Raw genomic sequence first — 18,656 nt, forward strand, 5'->3', positions numbered from 1 at the left:
ATTATGGACACAGCAAATCGTTCGACTGGAGATGTCGAGTCGATTACGGATTCAAAGCTAATCGGTCAAGTCGGCGTAACTCTCGAATATCCCCCAATCGGTCCCCTCTCCCCTGGGAGAGGGCTAGGGTGAGGGCAAGCGGTCTCAAGCCTCAAGAAAGCTCAGCACCCAGCACCACACTCAACGCACTGCGCGCATCATCCAACTGCACCAGCGTCGCATGCCGGGCTCCCAGGGCATCGCGGTTCTCGATCGCGGTCAAAATCGCCTTATGCCTCGGCAACGCCAGTTCATGCAGATTCGGCCGTTGATTGGAATGCTTCAACGCCTCGGCAATCGCTACCGCCAACATGTTGCATAGATTGGCCAGCAAATCATTGTGCGTCGCATCGGCGATGCGGCTGTGGAAGTCCAGGTCCGGTTGCAACAGCGCTTCCGGGGTCGGCGCGGCTTCCATGCGTTGGTAGGCTTCGTTGATCGCAGCGATGTCGGCATCGGTTGCATGCTGGGCGGCGAGGGCGGCGGCTGCCGGTTCGATGATGCTGCGCACGCTGGTCAGCACGTTGAAGAATTCATTCTGTGGGCTGCTCTGCATCAGCCAGTGCAGCACGTCCGGGTCGAGCATGTGCCATTCGCGGCGGGCCTTGACCACTGTGCCGACGCGCGGTTTGGAATACACCAGCCCCTTGGCCACCAGCACTCGGGTGGCCTCGCGCAACACCGGCCGACTGACCGCGTACTCCTCGCACAGCAGGGCTTCGGCGGGCAGTTTGTCGTCGGGCAAAAAGCGTCCGGAGACGATCTGCATGCCCAGTTCCTGGACGATGCGCGAGTGCATGCTTTTACGGTCGGAAGGTTTGCGGTAATCCATGGGGAGTGGCGCGATCCTGAGCGATGGAGATGCCGCGCATCATAGCAGGCACGGCACAGATTTGAGGCGATACGCAAAAGCAACTGTGGGAGCGAGCCTGCTCGCGAAGGCGGCATATCAGTCAAATAGATGTCGACTGACACTCCCTCTTCGCGAGCAGGCTCGCTCCCACAGGGGAATTGCGCTGTTAGTGAGAGTGGCGCGGAACCTCGGCACCTCGGCAGCCAACCAGGAAGTCAAAGTCGCAACCCTGATCCGCCTGCAGCACGTGATCGATGTACAGCTGACGATAACCGCCCACCAGCAATTGCTGCGGTGCTTGCAGATCGGCCATGCGCGCGGCCAGTTCAGCATCCGGAATGTCCAGATGCAGACGGCCGCTGGCGCAATCGAGTTCGATCCAGTCGCCTTCCTTTACTGCCGCCAAAGGCCCGCCCGCTGCCGCTTCCGGGGCAACGTGCAAAACCACCGTGCCGTAAGCGGTGCCGCTCATGCGTGCATCGGAAATGCGCACCATGTCCGTCACGCCTTGCGCCAACAGCTTGGCCGGCAGGCCCATGTTGCCGACTTCAGCCATGCCCGGATAACCCTTCGGCCCGCAGTTCTTCATCACCAGAATCGAATCCTTATCGACGTCCAGCTCCGGATCGTTGATCCGCGCCTTGTACATGTCGAAGTTCTCGAACACCACGGCGCGACCGCGATGCTGCATCAGTTCAGCGCTAGCGGCGGACGGCTTGAGCACCGCGCCCAACGGCGCCAGATTGCCGCGCAACACACAGATGCCACCGTCAGCGCGAATCGGATTGTCGAGGGTGCGGATCACTTGGTCTTCGCCGTAGATCGGCGCGTCCTTGGTGTTTTCGCCGATGGACTTGCCGTTGACGGTCAGTGCGTTCGGGTTGGGGATCAGATTGGCTTCACCGAGGCGACGCAGTACCGCTGGCAAACCACCGGCGTAGTAGAACTCTTCCATCAGGAAACGCCCGGACGGTTGCAGGTCGACGATGGTCGGCATGCCGCGACCGATGCGGGTCCAGTCGTCCAGGTCGAGCTCGACGCCGATGCGCCCGGCGATGGCTTTCAAGTGGATCACGGCGTTGGTCGAACCGCCGATGGCAGCGTTGACACGAATAGCGTTTTCGAAGGCTTCCTTGGTGAGGATCTTCGACAGTTTCAGGTCTTCACGCACCATCTCCACCGCACGCATGCCGGACATGTGCGCCAGCACATAACGGCGTGCATCTACGGCCGGAATCGCCGCGTTGTGCGGCAGCGAAGTGCCCAGCGCTTCAGCCATGCACGCCATGGTCGACGCGGTGCCCATGGTGTTGCAGGTGCCCGCCGAACGCGACATGCCGCCCTCGGCTGCGAGGAAGTCATCGATGGTGATGGTGCCGGCCTTGACCTGTTCGCTGAGCTGCCAGACCACGGTGCCGGAACCGATGTCCTTGCCTTTGTGCTTGCCGTTGAGCATCGGCCCGCCGGTGACGACGATGGCCGGCACGTCGCAACTGGCCGCGCCCATCAGCAGTGCTGGAGTGGTTTTGTCGCAACCGGTGAGCAGCACTACGCCGTCGATCGGGTTGCCGCGAATCGCTTCTTCAACGTCCATGCTCGCCAGGTTGCGGGTGAGCATGGCAGTCGGGCGCAGGTTCGATTCGCCATTGGAGAACACCGGGAATTCCACCGGAAAACCACCGGCCTCGATCACCCCGCGTTTGACGTGCTCCGCGATCTGGCGGAAGTGCGCGTTGCACGGAGTCAGTTCCGACCAGGTATTGCAGATGCCGATGATCGGCTTGCCGTGGAACTGATGGTCGGCGATGCCCTGATTCTTCATCCAGCTGCGGTACATGAAGCCGTTCTTGTCGGCCGTGCCAAACCATTGGGCGGAGCGCAGGGTGGGTTTCTTATCAGACATGATCGATTCTCTTATTGTAAGACTATTGTTTGCGAGCTGACGCTTAATCTAAGCTCAAAATCCGCGCTTTGGAAGAGTTGTTGGGTAATTAGTATTACTATATAGTCGTTTTCGACGGAGGGATGGCCCTGGCTGTTTTGGCGAGAGGCGTCCCCCGAGGTTCTATAAAAACAACAATCGGAGACCGATCTCATGAGCCAGGAATTGCGGCTTGTCCGGCGCATCACACTGAAACTGATTCCCTTCCTGATCCTGCTGTACCTGATCGCCTATGTGGATCGCTCCGCCGTCGGCTTTGCCAAGCTGCACATGGGCGCCGACATCGGCATCGGCGACGCCGCCTATGGCCTCGGTGCCGGGCTGTTTTTCATCGGCTACTTTCTTCTAGAGATTCCCAGCAACCTGATGCTCGAACGCTTCGGCGCGCGGCGCTGGTTCGCGCGGATCATGATCACCTGGGGCGCGATCACCATCGGCATGGCTTTTGTGCAAGGGCCGCACAGCTTCTATGTGATGCGCTTTCTGCTCGGCGCGGCGGAGGCGGGCTTCTTCCCTGGCGTGCTGTACTACATCACCCAATGGTTCCCGGTGCGCCATCGCGGCAAGATCCTCGGCCTGTTCATCCTGTCGCAACCGATCGCGATGATGATCACCGGTCCCGTGTCCGGTGGTTTGCTGGGCATGGACGGCATCCTTGGTCTGCATGGCTGGCAGTGGCTGTTCATCGTCATCGGCACCCCGGCGATCCTGCTGACCTGGCCGGTCCTGCGCTGGCTGCCGGACGGCCCGCAGCAAGTGAAGTGGATGGATCAGGCGGAAAAAGACTGGCTGACCGGCGAGCTGAAAAAGGACTTGCAGGAGTACGGCCAGACCCGTCACGGCAATCCGCTGCATGCGTTGAAAGACAAACGCGTGTTGTTGCTGGCGCTGTTCTATCTGCCGGTGACCCTGAGCATTTATGGCCTCGGCCTGTGGCTGCCGACGCTGATCAAACAGTTCGGCGGCAGCGATCTGGTCACCGGTTTCGTCTCTTCGGTGCCATACATTTTCGGGATCATCGGCCTGCTGATCATTCCGCGCAGCTCCGACCGCTTGAATGATCGCTACGGCCACTTGGCGGTGCTCTATGTGCTCGGTGCGCTGGGCCTGTTTCTCAGTGCCTGGCTGTCGCTGCCGGTGGCGCAACTGGCGGCGCTGTGTCTGGTGGCGTTCGCGTTGTTCTCGTGCACTGCGGTGTTCTGGACCTTGCCAGGGCGCTTCTTTGCCGGCGCGAGTGCCGCGGCGGGGATTGCCTTGATCAACTCGGTGGGCAATTTGGGCGGGTATATCGGGCCGTTCGTGATCGGCGCGTTGAAGGAATACACCGGCAATCTGGCTTCGGGGTTGTACTTCCTCTCGGGCGTGATGGTGTTCGGGCTGATTCTGACCGGCATCGTCTACCGCGTGCTGGAACGCAAGCACGTGCTGCCCGTCGACCAGTTCGCCGCCAGCGCCCGTGGCGCGACCCGAACCTGACTGACCAACACTGGCCCCTGTGGGAGCGAGCCTGCTCGCGAAGAGGCCATAACATTCAACACTGCTGGTGACTGGTACACCGCTTTCGCGAGCAGGCTCGCTCCCACAGTGGATGGCGGCGTTTTTGATGGAACAGGAGAAAATCATGCATCTGGTTCAATTCGAATTACCCAACGGCGAGCGCCGTGTCGGCGTGGTCGACAACGGTCAGGTCCGCGAAGTCGAGGACGCCCGCAGTGTCCGTGATCTGGCCCTGGCTGCAATCGAGGCCGGCAGCTCCCTTGAGCAGCAAGTGCAAAGCCTCGGCCTCGGTGCCAGCCACGACTACGCGCAGTTGCTCAAAGACCTGCGCATCCTGCCTCCACTGGATCACCCGGACCCGGCTCACATGCTGGTCAGCGGTACTGGTCTGACCCATCTGGGCAGTGCTTCGGCCCGCGACAAGATGCACCAGCAGGCCGGCGATGAAGCGGCGATGACCGACACCATGCGCATTTTCAAATGGGGCGTGGAGGGTGGCAAACCGGCGGCGGGGCAGGCCGGCGTGCAACCAGAGTGGTTCTACAAGGGCGACGGCAGCATTGTCGTGCGTCCGGGGCAGCCGTTCCCGCTGCCGCCGTTCGCCGAAGACGCCGGCGAAGAGCCGGAGATGGCCGGCCTATATGTCATCGGCAACGATGGCAAGCCGTATCGCCTCGGTTTCGCCGTCGGTAACGAGTTCTCCGACCACGTCATGGAACGCAAGAATTACCTGTACCTGGCGCACTCGAAATTGCGCAGTTGCAGTTATGGCCCGGAACTTCGTACCGGTGAATTGCCTCAACACCTTGCCGGCACCAGCCGAATCCTGCGTGACGGCGAAGTGCTCTGGCAGAACGAGTTCCTCAGCGGCGAGGCCAACATGTGCCACAGCCTGGCGAACCTTGAGTACCACCACTTCAAATACAGTCAGTTCCTGCGTCCGGGCGACGTGCATATTCACTTTTTCGGCACTGCGACCCTGTCGTTTGCCGACGGCATCCGCACCCAGCCGGGCGACACGTTCGAGATCAGCCAGGCCGACTTCGGCGCACCGCTGGTCAACGGTATCGCACCGGTTCAGGCGGCTTTTGAACCGGACAGCATCGGCACCCTTTAAGGAGATCCCATGACTCAGATTCTCGGTCACAACTACATCGGCGGTCAGCGCAGCGCCGCCGGCAGCGTCAAACTGCACTCGGTAGACGCCAGCACTGGCGAGGCCCTGCCGCACGATTTCATTCAGGCCACGGCCGAAGAAGTCGACGCCGCCGCCAAGGCCGCCGCTGCGGCTTACCCGACCTATCGCAGCCTCAGCGCCGAACGTCGCGCGCAATTCCTCGATGCGGTCGCGGATGAGCTGGATGCGCTTGGCGATGATTTCGTTGCTGTGGTCTGCCGCGAAACCGCGCTGCCGGCCGGACGTATTCAGGGCGAGCGCGGTCGCACCAGCGGGCAGATGCGTCTGTTCGCCAAAGTCCTGCGTCGCGGTGATTTCTACGGCGCGCGGATCGATCAGGCATTGCCGGATCGTCAGCCGCTGCCACGTCCGGATCTGCGTCAGTACCGCATCGGCCTCGGCCCGGTCGCCGTGTTTGGTGCCAGCAACTTCCCGCTGGCGTTCTCCACTGCCGGTGGCGATACCGCAGCAGCACTGGCCGCCGGTTGCCCGGTGGTATTCAAGGCGCACAGCGGCCACATGGCCACCGCTGAACTGGTCGCCGACGCGATCATTCGTGCCGCAGAAAAAACCGGTATGCCCGCCGGCGTGTTCAACATGATCTACGGTGGCGGCGTCGGTGAATGGCTGGTCAAGCATCCGGCGATTCAGGCCGTTGGTTTCACCGGCTCGCTGAAGGGCGGTCGCGCCTTGTGCGACATGGCTGCCGCACGTCCGCAACCGATCCCGGTGTTCGCCGAGATGTCGAGCATCAACCCGGTGATCGTTTTGCCGCAAGCACTGGCCACACGTTCGGAAACCGTCGCGCGCGACCTCACCGCTTCGGTGGTTCAGGGTTGCGGTCAGTTCTGCACCAACCCGGGTCTGGTCATCGGTATTCGCTCGCCGCAGTTCAGCGCGTTTGTCCAACAAGTCGCCGCTGCAATCGGTGATCAACCGGCGCAAACCATGCTCAACGCCGGCACCCTCGGCAGCTATGGCAAAGGCCTGGAAAAGCTTCTGGCGCACAGCGGCATCGCGCATCTGGCCGGTAATCCGCAGCAGGGCAATCAGGCGCAGCCGCAGTTGTTCAAGGCCGATGTCAGCCTGTTGATCAACGGCGATGAAGTGCTGCAGGAAGAAGTGTTCGGCCCGACCACGGTGATCGTCGAAGTGGCCGATCAGGCACAACTGAGCGCAGCGCTGCACGGCCTGCACGGTCAATTGACCGCGACGATCATCGGCGAGCCGTCTGATTTCGAGCAATTCGCCGAACTGACGCCGCTGCTGGAACAGAAAGTCGGGCGCATCCTGCTCAACGGTTATCCGACCGGTGTCGAAGTGTGCGATTCGATGGTGCACGGCGGGCCGTACCCGGCGACGTCCGATGCGCGCGGCACGTCAGTGGGCACGCTGGCGATCGACCGCTTCCTGCGCCCGGTGTGCTTCCAGAACTACCCGGACAGCTTGCTGCCCGAACCACTGAAAAACGCCAACCCGCTGCGGATTCAGCGTTTGGTGGATGGCAAGCCATCGCGTGAGGCGATCTAAAGCCAAGCCGATGTCCCCTGTGGGAGCGAGCCTGCTCGCGAACGCGGAATATCAGCCAGTTATTTGTTAGCTGGCACACCGTCTTCGCGAGCAGGCTCGCTCCCACAGAGGTTCCAGCAGGGGCCTCTGGATCACATTGGGCTATCATTGGCCCTTTCCCCCTAGAAAGACTGTTTGCCATGACTGCCCAAACCCTTCTCAACGCCCTCGAACACTGCGGTATGGTCGAAATCGATGGCCTGCACGCCTTCGAATTCGCCCTCGACGAGGACGATAACCTGCACATCGAATGCATCGATGGCCGTGAAGCCAAACACTGGGAATTCACCCCGGCGCAGGTCGCGCAAGCGACGTTCGATGAGACGCTGCAGAGCTGGCTGATCACCGGTTACGCCAGCGACACCAAGACCACGGGCGAGCATCGTCTGGTGTGCCTCGGCGACGTAGTCAGCAGCAGCGACGATGAGGATGACAATAATGAAAATGCGTAACTTCTGGCCATTGCTGATGGCCGGCAGCGTCGGCGCGATGGGGCTTTCCAGCGCCTCTGCCGACACCTTGCAGTTGCTGGTCGGCTCATACACCGCCGGTTCCAGCCAGGGCATCTACCGCATGCAGTTCGACAGCGCCACCGGCCAGATCGACGCCAAGCCACTGCAAGTGGTCAAGACCGAAAACCCTTCGTGGCTGACCCTCTCGAAAGACCAGAAACGCCTGTTCGTGGTCAATGAAAACGGTCCGGGCCAGACTGACCCGGTCGGCCGCGTCAGCAGCTTCGCCATCGACCCGAAGACCCATGCGCTGAGCCTGATCAATCAAGTGCAGAGCCTGGGCAACGAGCCTACCCATTCCAGCCTCAGCGCTGATGCCAAACACCTGTTCGTCAGCAACTATTCGGTGATGGAAGATCCGGGCGGCACCCTGGCGGTATTGCCGGTCGATGCCGACGGCCAGCTGAAACCGGTGGTGCAGATGAGCGGCCACCCGGCCAGCCGGGTCAATCCTGAGCGTCAGGCTTCCAATCATGTGCACTCGACGGTGTCTTCGCCGGACGGGCGCTATGTGTTCTCCAATGATTTGGGCGCGGACAAGGTTTTCATCTATCAGTACGACCCGAAGGCCAACCCGCACTTGCCGCTAACCCCGGCGAAAACCGCCTCGGTAGCCTTGCCGGCCGGTAGTGGCCCGCGTCATCTGCTGTTCAGCGCTGATGGCAAACACGCTTGGCTGACCATGGAGATGAGCGCGCAGGTTGCGGTGTTCGATTACAAGGACGGCGTACTGACGCAGACGCAACTGGTCGATCTCGCGGCGGGCCAGCCAACTTCGGACAAGGCCGGCGCGGCGCTGCATGCTTCGGCTGACGGCAAGTTTCTCTACGTGAGCAATCGCGGCACGGCCAATCAGCTCGTAGTGTTCGGCATTGATCCTGCGACCGGTCAGCTCAAAGAGCTGCAAAAGCGCTCGGTCGAGGGTGATCACCCGCGCGAGTTTGCCCTCGATCCGAGCGGCAAATTCGTCTTGATTGCCAACCAGAAGAGCAACCAGATTGTCGTCGTCGAACGCGATGCCAACACCGGTCTGCTGGGCAAAACCGTGCAAAAACTGCCGATGGACGCGCCAAGCGATCTGAAATTCCTGGTGCGACAATAAGCCACAGGCCCCGGTCTACGGGGCTTGCATCGTTGTATTAATTGCACTGATAACGGCTAATGCTACAAAAGATTTCAAGCGAGCAACCCTCGAGCGTTACGTTTGTTTCACAGCCCGACCGGGCAAACCAAGCAAACGAACACGAGGGTTACCGCCATGAACTTCAATCTCTTCTCCGTCATCGCCGCTTCCGCCATTTCTGCCACCGTGGTATTGCCAGCCGGTGCCAACGTCGAAATCGCCAGCAAAAAATCCCACACCCAGAGCTACACCCAGAAATACCTGCAACAAAGCGCCAACTTCTACGCTGCGCTGGATCACAAAACCCAAGCCTGAAATTGCCATCTCCTTGTTGGAGCTGCCGAAGGCTGCGATCTCTTGATCTTGTTTTTCAAAGCAAAATCAAGAGATCGCAGCCTTCGGCAGCTCCTACACGCGCGCGGGTTCTGCACTCATAGGTTTTCTCTCGCTGGCAAATAGAGCCAGTAAATAATCAACGAAGCTGATATTCACCATTGCGAACCCTGAGTGGTTGCTTCGGCTTTTTTGATTGATTCTGTGGCCATCGAAACCTTTGCCCACGGAGAACACCATGGCCAGCGCAATCCTCACTTCCGCCAAACGCGGCGCCTACCTGGCCATCGGTCTGTACTTGGCCGTGGTGCTGTTCGTCAGCATCGGCGCGCAGATGGAACACAGCTTCGACGCCCCGATCGACGTCGCCCACCCCGGCATCCAGTTCGAACTGCGCTCGCAAAGCGCGATGGTCGACAGGGCTGAACTCGCAGGAGTCGGCGGCGCATGAAAGGCTACAGACTCTGGGTCATCGCCAGCCTCGCGCTGATGACCAACGGCGCCTCACTGTTGGGGTTTGGCCAGGGCTCGGTGGGCGGTTTGGCCCGGGCCATAGAGGCCAACCACAACATCGCGCACAACATTGAACGCGCCAACACGCTGGGGCTGATGGCCGGCAATCCACCGGTCAAGGTCGCGGTGGATTTTCTCGGGCCGTTTGAAGTGGATTGCATGGCGCTGGGCATGTGTAACGCCCTGGCCTGACGAAGATCGTTCCCACGCTCTGCGTGGGAACGATCAGATCAAAAGATCGCAGCCTTCGGCAGCTCCTACATCGGATTACTTCTTCATGATCGAGGTGAACAGCTCGGATTCGAGCAAGCGCTGCAACCAGGCTTGTAAGCGCACATAAGGGGTCTGCGCAAACCACTCGCGATCAACATGAGCGAACTGTCGGACGAAGGGCAGCAGGGCGATGTCGGCGAGGCTCGGATGCTCGGCCAGTAAGTAGTCACGTCCTTCAAGCAGCTCATCCAGTTTCTGCAGAAACAACGCACCTTCAGCTCGATAAGCTTCCATCGGCTGCTCGGGGTAGCGCTCGGCGTACTTGTAGCGATTCAAAGCCGATTTGAAAATCTGATCATTACCTTCAATCAGTTTTTCCATCCAAAGCGCTGCGAACGAGTCGCCGGCCAGCAACCAATCATCCGGATCATTCTGCGCCAATGCCCAGCGCATGATCTGCAGACTCTCATCAATCACCACGCCATCGGCATTCAGCACCGGCACGGTGCCCTTGGGCGAGAGCGCGAGCATCTGCGCCGGCTTGTTCTTGAGGCTGACCTCAACGATCTCCACCGGCACGCCCGCATAACGCAGGGCCATTCGCGCACGCATCGCGTAGGGGCAGCGGCGGAACGAATACAGTGTGTTCATTTCACCTCCAGCGTACTCAGACCATTGCCCTGGCGCCGCACCTGAATCTGCACCGGGATCCGTTCGTGCATTTCCTGCACATGGGAAATCACCGCGACCTTGCGCCCCTGCGCCTGCAAGCCATCGAGCGCGTCCATCGCCAGTTGCAAGGATTCCGGATCGAGGCTGCCAAAGCCTTCATCGATAAACAGCGATTCGATTTTCAGCGTGCTCGACGCCATCGAGGCCAGACCCAGCGCAAGGGCGAGCGATACGAGGAACGTCTCGCCGCCCGACAACGAATGCACCGAGCGCAGTTCGTCGCCCATTTCCGTGTCCATCACCAGCAGACCGAGCATGCTGCCGCCGCGTTTGAGGCGATAGCGTTTGACCAGTTGGCGCAGCTGCGCGTTGGCGTGATGCACCAGCAGGTCGAGGTTGTAGGCCTGGGCGATCTTGCGGAAGGTGTCGCCGGTGGCCGAGCCGATCAAGGCACTGAGCCGCGCCCAGCGCTGGTACTCGGCATAGGCGTCGGCGATCTGCTGGGCCAGCGCCTGATTGGCGTTCTGCCGGCGCTGGTCTTCAACCTGTTCGGCGCGCAGTTCGGCGCACTGCTGCTCGCTGACGGCGAACTGCTTTTGCAGCTCGGCGAGGGCGCTGTCCAGCTGTTCGGCGTCAAGATTGCCGTCCTGCCGGGTCTGGTGATCGAGCAGACGCTGATCGCGCTCCTGCAACAGGACCTGGGCCTGTTCGATGGCTTTTTCGTTGTGCTGAAGGGTCTGGCGCAGCGTGGCGACTTGCGCGTCGTCGAAGCGCAGCAAGTCTTCGAGGCCGCCGTCATCCAGTTCCGGATGGCTGGCGCGCCAATCGGCGATCTTGCCGGCGAGTGCCTGGTCTTCAGCTTGCAGTGCTTGCAGGCGTTCCTGTTGGGCCTTGAGCTCAGCGGCGATCTGCACCAGTTGCGTGCGCACGCTTTGCAGCTCTTCAGCCGTACTGGTTTCGGCGGTGCGCGCCTGTTCCACCGAGTGTTCCAGCTGTTGCTGCCAGTGTTCGGCGCTGCTGTGTTCGCCGATCAGTTGCGCCAGTTTTTCCTGACAGCTTTGCTGCTGCTCGGTCAACGCCGCGAATTGCTGCTCGGCACTGTGCAGCTGCTGAGTGCGCAGCTGCTGGCGATCCTGTTCTTTCTCCAAAGTTTGCTGGCGTTGCTGCTGTTCGCCCAGTTCTTCCTTTTGCTGTTCAAGCTGAGCCAGACGCTCGGCGATCTGCCGGTCCAGCTGCATGAACGTTGCCGCCGGCTCCAGGCGCAAGGCTTCAAGCGTGTCAGCGGGCAGCAGCGGGCCGAACGCGGCAAGTTCTTCTTCCAGGCGCTGACGATCGCTGTTGAGTTCATGCTGCTGATGGCTCAGCTGTTGCGCCGCTTGCTGGTGCGCCACTTCGGCCTGACGCAATTGCAACGACAGGCGCGCGGCGTCCTGCTGCAAGGTGAGCAGGGCAGTTTGGCGTTGTTCGTCTTGCGTGATGCTCTGGTTCAACTGCTCGTTCTGGCGGCTGAGCCAGGCGTCGCGTTTGTCAGCGTCCTGGTTGAACAGCTGCGCGGCCAGCGGATGCGCGTCAAGACTTGGCGCGAGGGCTTGTTGCTGGGCGGCGAGTTGTTCCTGTTGTTGCAGCAGCTCTTTCTGTTGCGCGATCACGCCACCGACTTCGCCGCGCAGCTCGATCAGTTTTTCCTTGAGCTGATCGACCACTTGCTGGGCGTTGGCCTGCTCGTTTTCATCGTGACGGCCAAGGCTTTGCAGCAGTGCTTCGGGCTGGTGATAGGGATGCTCGTTGCTGCCGCAGACCGGGCAGGGCTGATCGTCCTGCAACTGCGCACGCAACTCTTCGACACTGGCGCTGCGCGCCAGCCGCTGACGTTCAAGCAGTTCGCGAGTGACGCTGAGGGTCTGCTCGGCGACGGTCAGTTCGGCCTTGGTTTTCACCCCGTCTTGGGTCAGGCGTTCGCGTTGCTGCTGCGCGTCGAGCTGACGTTGTTGCAACTCGGCGCTGCGCTTGTCGAGATCCTGCTGAGACGCCCACAAGCGCGCCAGGTCTTCGACTGCGCGCAGCTGTTTGCGGTTGTCCTGCAGCAAGGTGCCGAGCAGGCCGATCTGTTCGGCGACTGCGTCCGGCTCTGCGCCAGCCTCTTTGAACAGCACTTCCAGTTGCTGTTTGTGCGAGGCCAGTTGCTCAGCACTGCGCGCGGCGTTCTGTTCGAGGGACGCCAGTTCGCTCTGGCCCTTGTTCAAGCGGTTGCCGATCAGCATCAGCTGTTGCAGACGATCGCGATAGGCGCTCCAGGCATCGCTCAACGGCGCCAGATGCGCACTCTGCTCAAGCTCGCTGGCGATGCGTTGCAAACGCTCGGCGACCTCAGCCTGTTTTTCCTGCAAAGCCTGAATCGTGCTCTGGCCATCCTTGAACGCTTGCTCGGCCGCTTGCCGGGCTTCGGCGCTGCTGGCGGTGTCCTTGATCAGGCGGGCGAGGGTGCTTTGCTCTTCAAACGCCTGGCGCAGCAACGGCGCGTTTTCGCTCTGGCGTTGTTGCGCTTCGCTCAGGGCGACTTTCGCTGCGTCGAGGTTTTGCGCAAGTTGCGTCTGGCGTTCGCCCAGCGTCGCGTGTTGTTGGGTGTGCGCGGCAATCTGCGTCGCCAGTGGCGTCAGCAGCGCATCGAGCTCAGCCTTGCGCGCGAACTGATGACGTTGCGGGCCAAGCTGTTCCAGACGCGCCAGTTTCACCCGCTCGCCGGCCAGTGCCTGCCACTGCTTTTGCGCGGTTTGCAGTTGTTCGCTGGCCGCTTGCTGCGCGTCCTGCAACTGACGCAAATCCTTCAGCCAACTGTGTTGTTGCTCAAGTTGTTTGAGCTGCGCCTGTTGCGCCTTCATCTGTTGCTGCGCGGTGTTGAAACGCTCGTCGAGTTCGGCGCGGGCTTCCGGTGCCAGCGGCGTCACACCGGTGGCCTGATCCTGCAACAGCTTGTGTGCTTCGCGGGCTTCTTTGGTCTTGTCGAAGGCGCGACGGCCTAGGCGGGTGTAGAGCGCGGTGTCGGTGAGTTTTTCCAGCAGTTCACTGCGGTCGTTGTCGTCAGCCTTGAGGAACGCACTGAACTCACTCTGCGCCAGCAGCACAGCGCGAGTGAACTGTTCAAAGTTCAGGCCCAGCGCGGCTTCCAGCTGGGTTTTGTATTCGCCTTTCTGGCTGGCGAGCAGTTGATCCTGATCGATGTCGCGCAGGCTCTGCCGACTGGCCTGGAGCTTGCCGCCAGCCTTCTCGCGAGCACGATTGGCTTCCCAGCGCGCGCGATAGCGGCGGCCATCGACGCCGACAAAATCCACTTCGGCATAGCCTTCACCGGTGCCGCGTCGCAGCAAGGTGCGCGGGTCGCCGGTGGCGATTTCACCGTCAGCATCCGGGACTTTGGCATCGCGGCCGGTGTTGTTCAGGCGCGGTACAGCGCCAAACAGCGCCAGGCACAAGGCATCGAGCAACGTGCTTTTGCCAGCGCCGGTCGGGCCGGTGATTGCGAACAGGCCGGCGCTGGCCAGCGGTTCAGCGGTGAAATCGATCTCGAACGGCCCGGCCAGCGAGGCGAGGTTCTTCAAACGAATGGCGAGAATTTTCATGGCTGCTCGCCCTCCAGTTGCACGTCCTGCAGCAGTTCGGCGAAGTCCTTGAGCGTCTGCTCGTCGACCTCGTTGCCGTAATTGTCGAGCCAGGCGCGGCTGAACAGTTCCTGCGGGGTCAGTTGATCAAGTTCGATCAGCGCGGTGCCGTCCTCGCTGCCGTCAGCACCACGGTTGCCGGCGTATTCAGCGGCGATGCGCACCAGACGCACGGCTTTGCCTTGCAGCGCAGTTTCCACTTGATGGCGCAGATCCGGCTGCGGCTCATCGAGGCGCACGCGCACTTCCAGCCATGGCTGGCGCTGGGTTTCGGCGAGCAGATCGATGTTCGGCAGGTCGGCCAGTTGCAGCAGAATCTCGGCCAGCGGCGCCGGCCCGATGCGCTGCAAATTGACCGAGCGCGGGATCAATTTCGGCTCTACGCTGACCAGGGTTTCACCGTCGAGGACCACATCGAGAATCTGATGCTGATAACCGATTTCGGAGAACGACAGCGGAATCGGCGAGCCACTGTAGCGGATGCGCTCCTCGCCGTTGACCTTCTGCGGTTTGTGCAAATGGCCGAGGGCGACATAGCTGATGCTTTCGCCGAACAGGCTGGCGGGCAGGGCTTCGGCATTGCCGATGATCAGGCTGCGCTCGGAATCCTCCGACACCGAGCCCCCGGCCATGTGCGCGTGGCTGATAGCGATCAACGCCTGTCCGGGCTGACGCTTGGCATTCGCCGCCGCGATCAGCCATTCATGCACCTGACCGATGCCGCGCAGATAGTTGTCGCCCAGATGCGCGCCAGTGACCTCCGCCGGGCGCAAGAATGGCAACGCCAGACACCACGCGGCGATTTCTCCCTGGGCATTCGGCAGCGGCAGCAACAAACGTTCGGCGTCGAGCTGCCCGTCATCCAGCCACAGCACCCGACCCAGCGCGTGAGTACGCAAACGCCGCATCAACGGCGCCGGCAGCTCGATCCGTGAGCCGGAATCATGGTTGCCAGCGATCATCACGATGGTCAGCAGCGGCTGCTGTTCGTGTGCGCTGACGATGAAATCGTAGAGGCGTTCCTGAGCTTTGACCGGCGGATTGACCGTATCGAAGATATCGCCGGCGATCAGCAGCACATCCGGCTGCGCCAAGTGCAACTGGCGCAGCAGCCATTCGAGAAAACAGGCGTGCTCGAAATCGCGCTCCTGGCCGTGCAGGTTTTGCCCAAGGTGCCAGTCGGAGGTGTGGAACAGACGCAAGGTGGACTCCGCATTTTGATCAAGAGGGTGGCCGCGAGGAACAAAGGGCGGCGAGAGGAGGGGAGTTTACTGGCAAATCACGCCCCTTGCCTTGTCGTGTGTCTGCTTGCACCGACAGCGGCGAATATTTCGGTAATCGGCCGATGAGGGTGGCGCTTGTGCATCCGCCGCACTTGTTCGCTCAGCCGCAGCAACTCTTCACTGGGCTTGGCCCATTGCTCTATCGGCAGCGGCTCGGACCATTCGCGCATGACTTCCGGCAGCGCCTGCTTGCCGATTCTTTCCAGCCGACGAATTTCCCATTCGAGCAAACGGTTGGGAATCGTCCATAAAGTCATGACGTGATACAGGTACCAAAAGAATCCCGACAGCCGCGAGCGGCGGCCTTCACGGATCTGCTGATGCATCCGCGCGCGGGCATTGCGGAAAGTATGCAGGCCTTCGTGGGGCGGGTCGTCCGGGCCTTGAAGGTCTTGCAGGTCCTGGATCGATTTGAGGTCGTTGACTTCGTACTCCATGTAACCGCGAATCGCTTCCCAGTGACTGATCGCAAGCTCCAGGCCGGCGCATTGGAATTCGAGGCTGGTGAGGGTTTCGCCGTGATCAAAACCGATGCCCATGCCGTATTGGCGATGGACGCCGAACTGGCTGGCACCTTTGGCTTCGATGATCCAGGCGGACAGCGATTCCCATGGAACGAAGACTGGTTCGGTGGCGCCTTCGGGCATGAAGCAGACTTCGCGGCGTTGACGGTTGAAGCGGGTTGGGATGAGGGAGAGGCGTTTTTTGTGGACGTGGTGCCAGACGGCCAGGCCGATACCCAAGGCCATAAAACCCGTTAATAACGCCAATTTGTAAAGGGCAAGAAAAACACCCTCAATAATTTCCTTAATGAACTCCCAGTTATCTCCAAACATGAGCCCAATAAAGCCTCCCACCAGTGGATATAGAAACGCGATCATGAATGTGCCACTGAACGGTCCTCCTAAAGTCACCTGCCACATAAATACCTGCGGGTTTCCCAACCCGAAGTCCATGTAAACACTGTTTAGTTCCCCTATGTGAGGCCCGTAGGGTGGCGTTTGTGTTGGTAATGGCAAGGGCGCGAGATAGGTAATTTTTCCACTCGGAAACGGTTCAATAAATCCCGCTTGTTTCGGCAGTTCAAATGCCCCTCTTGGTATTTGTTTGTCGTTGCTATTGCGCATGGTCGGCTCGCTCCAGATACTGGATTTCGACCTTCACAACTGGTGGCTTTTCTTTGACAAACTGAGGTGCAACTACGGCGTAGTGTCCGTCTCCACGAGGATCCAGATGGATTACTCGGGTTCGTGACTGCCACTCACCCTTTTTGTTCATAGCCTGAATGCACACCGCCAACTCCAGTGCTTCTTTCGCCGGGACGAATTCAGAGTCGGGATTTGTGGGGTATTGAAGACAGAGCACGAGTCCCTCCGAATTGGACTTGGCGATGCGCAGGCTATTCACAATTTCGTTGCTGATGACATCTCTCCGCTCCCGTAGAACTCCTCTACTGTGCAGCGGAGTGGAAATGCGGTGTGCGCCGATACCTAGCCGGCAGGTTGGTTCACTGCCAAGCGGAGGCAACAAGTCATGCAGCGTCAGTCGAGGCAGCACCAGATGAATATCGCTGGACTTGGCTCTGATCAGCAGATCTTTCAGCCAGTAGTCATGCGGATTTTTCCCAAGTTGCGCGTAAGGCGCGTGAATTAAAAAAGCCAGGTAACTTTGATAGTCATCAAGTGAGTGGTCACCACGCATCTCGCCATCCCTGCTCCATGGTGTGATTGTCAGCCATTTATCGTGGGCACTGAGGTTGAAACGGCTATACAACCAACTGCCGCTGAGCTCCAGGACAGTAAATAGCGCGCCCGCCAAGTTAAAACGGAAGAACACCGTAGAAAGGCGTGTACCCGCAGCGGCCCACGCGGCAGTTCGTGCAGCACCGTTTGGCGCCACAATCACGGTATAACCTGCGTACAGGGTTTGACCCAAACCATATGCGTTGACGGTTGTCATTCCGCTGGAACCCAAGGTGCCCAGTGCCGCTGCATTACCCGCCGAATGGCTTCCACTACGAATCGCCTGCTCCCAATTTTTGCGCTGCGTGACAAGACTGTTCGCAGACGATGCCAACCCTGCCAAATAGGTGAAAAAACCTAATCCCACATGCAGTTTCCCCAACTGCACATGCACGTTTTTCAGCGCCGCCTGCTGAAGATTCGTCGCCAGCAATGAACTGCGGTTTTTCAAGGCTGTATCCCCAAGACTTTGCGCAGCAGTAAATCCTGCAGCCCCAGTAGCGACAATCGCATTGGCGAATGGCTGCCAAACCCGTTTATTCGCGGTTTGCCTGCGCAGTTCACGCAAAGCCCCCACCAAATTCACCACCTGCACCAACACCACCAACAATCCCATCCCCTCCGTCCGCACCAGACTCGCCTTCGAAACCCCCGCCACCCCCGCGCGAATATTCTCCAGCAACCCGCGCAATTCCCCTTGCTGCGCCGGCGGAAACACCACCGTCAATCCCGCTTTCGCCGGGGTGGCGCCATACAGTCGGGCCGAGCGATCTGGCAGTTCGTCAATCGGGCTTAACGCTGCCGCAAGGCGGCCTTCGAACAGCGCCAATTGCGTGCGCACGCGGACGATTTCCTGCTGCAATTCCACCGCCCGGGCGGTTTTGTGGCCCTGGCGGTTTTTGTTGTGGGTGAGCTGGTTGCGTTCGCGGTTGAGGGTTTTCAGGTAGTCGCGTTCGCGCAGCACTTCCTTGATTGTGGCTTGCAGCGCCGCTTGCTCCGCCGGGGTGGACACGGTGAAGGTCACGCCGCTGGTTCGTGCGGCGTCGAAGACGCGCAGGCGCAGGGCTTTGGGCAGGCGCTGGAACAGTTCGTCGAGGTCGGGGATTTTCTCGCCGGCAAGATCGAAGCCTTCCAGCGCCCGGCTCAGGCCGAGGTTCAGCGCCGGGCTGTAAGTGTCTTGCACCGCGTCCGCCAAGACGCGACTGTGTGCGGGCAGGTCGTCCAGTGCCGGCAGCTGCGGCTGCTCGATGCTCTGCAATTTGGCCAGCCAGTCCGGCAGGTTGTTGAACATCGCCATGCCGGCGTTGAACAGCGTTGAATATTGCCAGGCCTGTTCGGTCTGCAAACGCAGCGGCAAGGTGTAGAACAGCGGGCGGGTCAGTTGCGGGTGTTGTTCGAGGTAACCGAGCATTTGCTCATTGGCCGCGTCGCTGCGGCCGATGTCCTTGAGGCAGGCGTATTCGCTGGCGAGCGCCTGATCGATCTGCACTTGGCCGTCGAAATACCACGCCGAGCGATGGAAACGCCCGGCG

15 protein-coding genes are annotated in these 18,656 nt (G+C 60.5%); 8 read left to right on the plus strand and 7 right to left on the minus strand.

What is annotated here, in order from left to right; all coding sequences use genetic code 11:
- Nucleotides 1-151: 151 nt before the first annotated feature.
- Nucleotides 152-871, minus strand: coding sequence for a FadR/GntR family transcriptional regulator (locus PspCFBP13508_RS15110; protein ID WP_024013185.1), 720 nt, complete (start codon nucleotides 869-871; stop codon nucleotides 152-154).
- 187 nt (nucleotides 872-1,058) lie between these two features.
- Nucleotides 1,059-2,795, minus strand: a complete 1,737-nt coding sequence (locus PspCFBP13508_RS15115; RefSeq protein ID WP_041480068.1) for an IlvD/Edd family dehydratase — start codon at nucleotides 2,793-2,795, stop codon at nucleotides 1,059-1,061.
- 192 nt (nucleotides 2,796-2,987) lie between these two features.
- On the opposite strand from PspCFBP13508_RS15115, the gene PspCFBP13508_RS15120 reads away from it, so the two are divergent.
- The 8 genes from PspCFBP13508_RS15120 to PspCFBP13508_RS15160 all read left to right on the plus strand — a co-directional run bounded on the left by PspCFBP13508_RS15120 (nucleotide 2,988) and on the right by PspCFBP13508_RS15160 (nucleotide 9,750).
- Nucleotides 2,988-4,310 (plus strand): MFS transporter, encoded by a 1,323-nt coding sequence (locus PspCFBP13508_RS15120; RefSeq protein WP_024013183.1) that lies wholly within the window; start codon nucleotides 2,988-2,990, stop codon nucleotides 4,308-4,310.
- A gap of 145 nt (nucleotides 4,311-4,455) precedes the next feature.
- The gene (gene araD1 / locus PspCFBP13508_RS15130; protein WP_122507911.1) at nucleotides 4,456-5,448 is read left to right on the plus strand and encodes an AraD1 family protein; all 993 of its coding nucleotides are present in this window, start codon (nucleotides 4,456-4,458) and stop codon (nucleotides 5,446-5,448) included.
- A 9-nt stretch (nucleotides 5,449-5,457) separates the two neighbouring features.
- Entirely contained in the window at nucleotides 5,458-7,038 is a 1,581-nt protein-coding gene (locus tag PspCFBP13508_RS15135; protein ID WP_137214978.1) for an aldehyde dehydrogenase (NADP(+)), read from the plus strand.
- A 179-nt stretch (nucleotides 7,039-7,217) separates the two neighbouring features.
- Nucleotides 7,218-7,529: a DUF5629 family protein gene (locus tag PspCFBP13508_RS15140; protein ID WP_122507909.1), complete on the plus strand. Its 312-nt coding sequence runs from the start codon at nucleotides 7,218-7,220 to the stop codon at nucleotides 7,527-7,529.
- A complete protein-coding gene (locus PspCFBP13508_RS15145) occupies nucleotides 7,516-8,691 on the plus strand; it encodes a lactonase family protein (protein ID WP_137214979.1) in 1,176 nt (391 codons plus the stop codon). The genes PspCFBP13508_RS15140 and PspCFBP13508_RS15145 overlap by 14 nt, the downstream gene beginning before the upstream one ends.
- A 156-nt stretch (nucleotides 8,692-8,847) precedes the next feature.
- Entirely contained in the window at nucleotides 8,848-9,027 is a 180-nt protein-coding gene (locus PspCFBP13508_RS15150; protein WP_016775003.1) for a hypothetical protein, read from the plus strand.
- A gap of 256 nt (nucleotides 9,028-9,283) precedes the next feature.
- Complete coding sequence (locus tag PspCFBP13508_RS15155) at nucleotides 9,284-9,496, plus strand: hypothetical protein (protein ID WP_039763920.1); 213 nt, start codon at nucleotides 9,284-9,286, stop codon at nucleotides 9,494-9,496.
- Nucleotides 9,493-9,750: a hypothetical protein gene (locus PspCFBP13508_RS15160; protein ID WP_039763921.1), complete on the plus strand. Its 258-nt coding sequence runs from the start codon at nucleotides 9,493-9,495 to the stop codon at nucleotides 9,748-9,750. The genes PspCFBP13508_RS15155 and PspCFBP13508_RS15160 overlap by 4 nt, the downstream gene beginning before the upstream one ends.
- A gap of 75 nt (nucleotides 9,751-9,825) precedes the next feature.
- Here the strand turns inward: PspCFBP13508_RS15160 and PspCFBP13508_RS15165 are convergent, their stop codons facing one another.
- From PspCFBP13508_RS15165 to PspCFBP13508_RS27660, 5 genes are all read right to left on the minus strand, one after another.
- Nucleotides 9,826-10,422 carry a glutathione S-transferase gene (locus tag PspCFBP13508_RS15165; protein WP_137214980.1) on the minus strand — a complete coding sequence of 199 codons (597 nt, stop codon included), beginning with the start codon at nucleotides 10,420-10,422 and terminating at the stop codon, nucleotides 9,826-9,828.
- Nucleotides 10,419-14,060, minus strand: a complete 3,642-nt coding sequence (locus PspCFBP13508_RS15170) for an AAA family ATPase (protein WP_137214981.1) — start codon at nucleotides 14,058-14,060, stop codon at nucleotides 10,419-10,421. Before PspCFBP13508_RS15170 ends, PspCFBP13508_RS15165 begins: the two co-directional genes overlap by 4 nt.
- Nucleotides 14,057-15,301 (minus strand): exonuclease SbcCD subunit D C-terminal domain-containing protein, encoded by a 1,245-nt coding sequence (locus tag PspCFBP13508_RS15175; protein WP_137214982.1) that lies wholly within the window; start codon nucleotides 15,299-15,301, stop codon nucleotides 14,057-14,059. The genes PspCFBP13508_RS15170 and PspCFBP13508_RS15175 overlap by 4 nt, the downstream gene beginning before the upstream one ends.
- Before the next feature lie 77 nt (nucleotides 15,302-15,378).
- Nucleotides 15,379-16,509: a hypothetical protein gene (locus tag PspCFBP13508_RS15180; protein WP_241669520.1), complete on the minus strand. Its 1,131-nt coding sequence runs from the start codon at nucleotides 16,507-16,509 to the stop codon at nucleotides 15,379-15,381.
- On the minus strand, nucleotides 16,499-18,613 hold the full coding sequence (locus PspCFBP13508_RS27660) for a hypothetical protein (RefSeq protein WP_241669521.1): 2,115 nt from the start codon (nucleotides 18,611-18,613) through the stop codon (nucleotides 16,499-16,501). Before PspCFBP13508_RS27660 ends, PspCFBP13508_RS15180 begins: the two co-directional genes overlap by 11 nt.
- Nucleotides 18,614-18,656: the final 43 nt, after the last annotated feature.

It is taken from the genome of Pseudomonas sp. CFBP13508 (assembly GCF_005233515.1).
Taxonomy (GTDB): Bacteria; Pseudomonadota; Gammaproteobacteria; order Pseudomonadales; family Pseudomonadaceae; genus Aquipseudomonas; species Aquipseudomonas mercuritolerans.